The 2703-nt window shown below is 52.1% G+C and carries 1 protein-coding gene; it reads right to left on the bottom strand.

The window, feature by feature from the left end:
• Window positions 1–349: 349 nt before the first annotated feature.
• Complete coding sequence (locus ACI4N7_RS02530; protein WP_439731799.1) at window positions 350–1897, bottom strand: hypothetical protein; 1548 nt, start codon at window positions 1895–1897, stop codon at window positions 350–352.
• Window positions 1898–2703: the final 806 nt, after the last annotated feature.

Raw genomic sequence — 2703 nt, 5'->3', positions numbered from 1 at the left:
CCATAGTCCCACCGCTTTAGCGGGGTGGCAAGGGAACTGGATTCGTAGGGAGTCGGCAGACGACTGAGAATCCAGTGACACGCTTCACACCGTGGCAAAGGTGGTGGCGCCAGCTACCAAAGGGGAAAAGCTTTTTCCTCGCCCGTAGGGCGATTGTAAAGGTTTTATACATACTGGCGCCCAATTATTTTTAAAGGCGCCCACCACAACCCTCACGGCCAAAGGCCGTGTCAAACTTGAGAACCCTCGGGGCGACAGCCCCGTTAAACTTAAGAACCCGGGCCGCGAAGCGGCCCCTTTCCACATAAAAAAGCGGCGCCGAAGCGCCGCTATCTATATTTCTTATATATTATCCTTTCATCACTGTGCCGTCAGCCAGTTTGATGGTGTGGCCGTTGTAGTTGATGGTGCCCAGGTTGGTGACGGTTGTGACTTCACTGTCTTCGGTGAGGTTCCAGGTGGAGCCTGCTGCAATGAAGATGTCCGCATTGGTGTGGTAGGCATCGCCGTTCTGGGCGTTGGGTACGATATGGATGGCACCGGTCCAGATGGAGCCGTCGGTGATGTTCATATTTACATCGGAGATGGAGTCAACCAGGATATTGCCGGTGAGGTTCTGTTTCACAAGAACGAGCTGGAGGTGGCCGCCGTTGCTTCCGGGATCTCCCCAGCCGAAGGTGCCGTCATTGCCGGTCACGGTGAAGATGGGAAGTGTTTCATCCTGCTGGATGGCGGTATTTTCCAGGGTGACCCTGCCGTGGGTGCTGGTGATGTAGAACATACCGCCCTTATGGGAAATGAGGGTGGAATCTTTGGCGTTAAACTGCTGGGTTCCCATGGTGCCGATGGCATCCTCATCAGAGTAGAGGACGATGTTATAAGGCACGGAGTTTGTTTCATTTCCTTCCAGTGTGGAGTTCTCCAGGGAGAGGGTGTTGTTGTTTTTCACTACAGCAGCCTTGGTGGCCTGGGCATTCATGGTGCTTCCGGTAAGGGTTACGTCACCGGTGCTGTATACGCCGTGGGATTCCTGTCCTGCAGTGGTGAAATGGCTGTTTTCAGCCAGAATAATACCGCCGTTTTTCGATACTTTAAGGGCCGGGGAAGCATAGCCTGCCGTAGTAACGGTGGCATTGGACAGTTTCATCATGGCCTTCTCTGCTGTTTCTGCAGCAGGAGCAAAGTTTCCTTTGGTATCAATGGCTGAATCAGTCAGATTGATATAGGTACCCTTGCTGTAGCCGTAAGCGCCGACGGCCCCATTGCCGGTGGTGGAAATCTTCGCGCCGGTAAAGGCCCCGTGTCCGCCATGGGTCACGAGAAGGGCCGCATTCTTTCCGTAAAGGTCAGAATTCGTCACATCATCTACATCGCCGGATTTGGTGATGGTATCTCCATTCGCACTGATGTAGGCCATGGATACACGGAGGGCATTTTCATTGGCCTTGGCGGAGGTATAGGTCATGCCGTCATAGGTACCGTCACTATCCAGCTCATTGGCTGCATCTCCCTGGTCTGCCGTATACTTGGCTGCGGGAGCCGGTTCAGGTTCCGGCTCGGGCTCCGGTTCCGGCTCCGGTTCCGGCTCCGGTTCCGGTGCCGGTTGTTCAACAACTGGCTTGGGAGCTTCAGGAGACAGATTTTTGAAGGTACCGGATTCCACTGATTTTTCCACATCCGGAAGGGTCAGGGAAAGGCCTTTCAGCAGGGCGTCCGTATAATTTACTTCCGGTGCCTTGGCCGCTGTATCCGCAGACTGTGCAGAAGCAGCTGTGCTGTCGGCTTCTTTCACTGCCGCAGCTGCAGGCACTGATGTGTCTTCTGCCCATACAGACGGAGCTCCTGCACCGGCTACAGCCAGTGCACAAAGCAGAGCAGCGATTTTGCTATGTTTCATATATTTCCTCTTTTCTAAATAAAGGTCCTATAAACCTATGCTATCATAATCCAATGTTTTTATTTTACATCAAATACCAATGATTGTCATGTTATTTTTAACCGGCTTCCCTGCACAGGGCCTGCCGCCTGGCGGCAGGAAGCAAAAAAGTGGTGTGTCTGCTTCCTTCAGGGGAGAATCATAGCAAGCCGGTGTGCCGGTTTCTGCCTTCCCGCCGGACACCGCCCCTCTGCGCCGCAGGCGAAGAATCCTGGTATGCGCTGCCATAGAGACAAATAATAGTAAATACCGGTCGCCGAAAAGAACTGCCGTTAGTGCGAGGAGCGGGAACAAGCATTGCGCAGGGAGATTTCTCCACTCCACTTCGCTTCGATCGAAATGACTGGAAAAAGGGCAGGACACTTTGCTATCTCGACCGGTGCGGCGAATCGGAATGAGGTCTATCGTATCGGAATCATATGGCAGAGAGCCGAGAGATCTCCCGCTCCAGTTTGGTAAATGACAGGGAGAAGTTAAATTTCTTCACTCCACTTCGCTCCGGTCGAAATGACAGGAAAGCAGATGATTCATCGGGTAAAAATACTCTGCGGTGAGCAGACTCCCCATCATCTATTCCTGAAAATTTCCTCTCTCTTTGGAAGTCTATTCTCTGGAAGTCTATTCTCTGTCTGCAGTTTATGGGCAGAATTCCATGCGTGCCATGCCCATATGTGCTAAAATAATAGCGGTAAAAATCGCTGCGTTATATTAAGGGAGGCCATTATGCAGATTCATATTATTGATCATCCGCTTATCCAGCACAAACT

This window comes from Dialister sp., from assembly GCF_051885895.1.
Taxonomy (GTDB): domain Bacteria; phylum Bacillota; class Negativicutes; order Veillonellales; family Dialisteraceae; genus Dialister.
This window is presented reverse-complemented; position numbering and strand designations above follow the sequence as displayed.

Coding starts and splice junctions, on each gene's coding strand:
- ACI4N7_RS02530 (WP_439731799.1), bottom strand. CDS start 1,897: ATGAAACATAGCAAAATCGCTGCTCTGCTTTGTGCACTGGCTGTAGCC.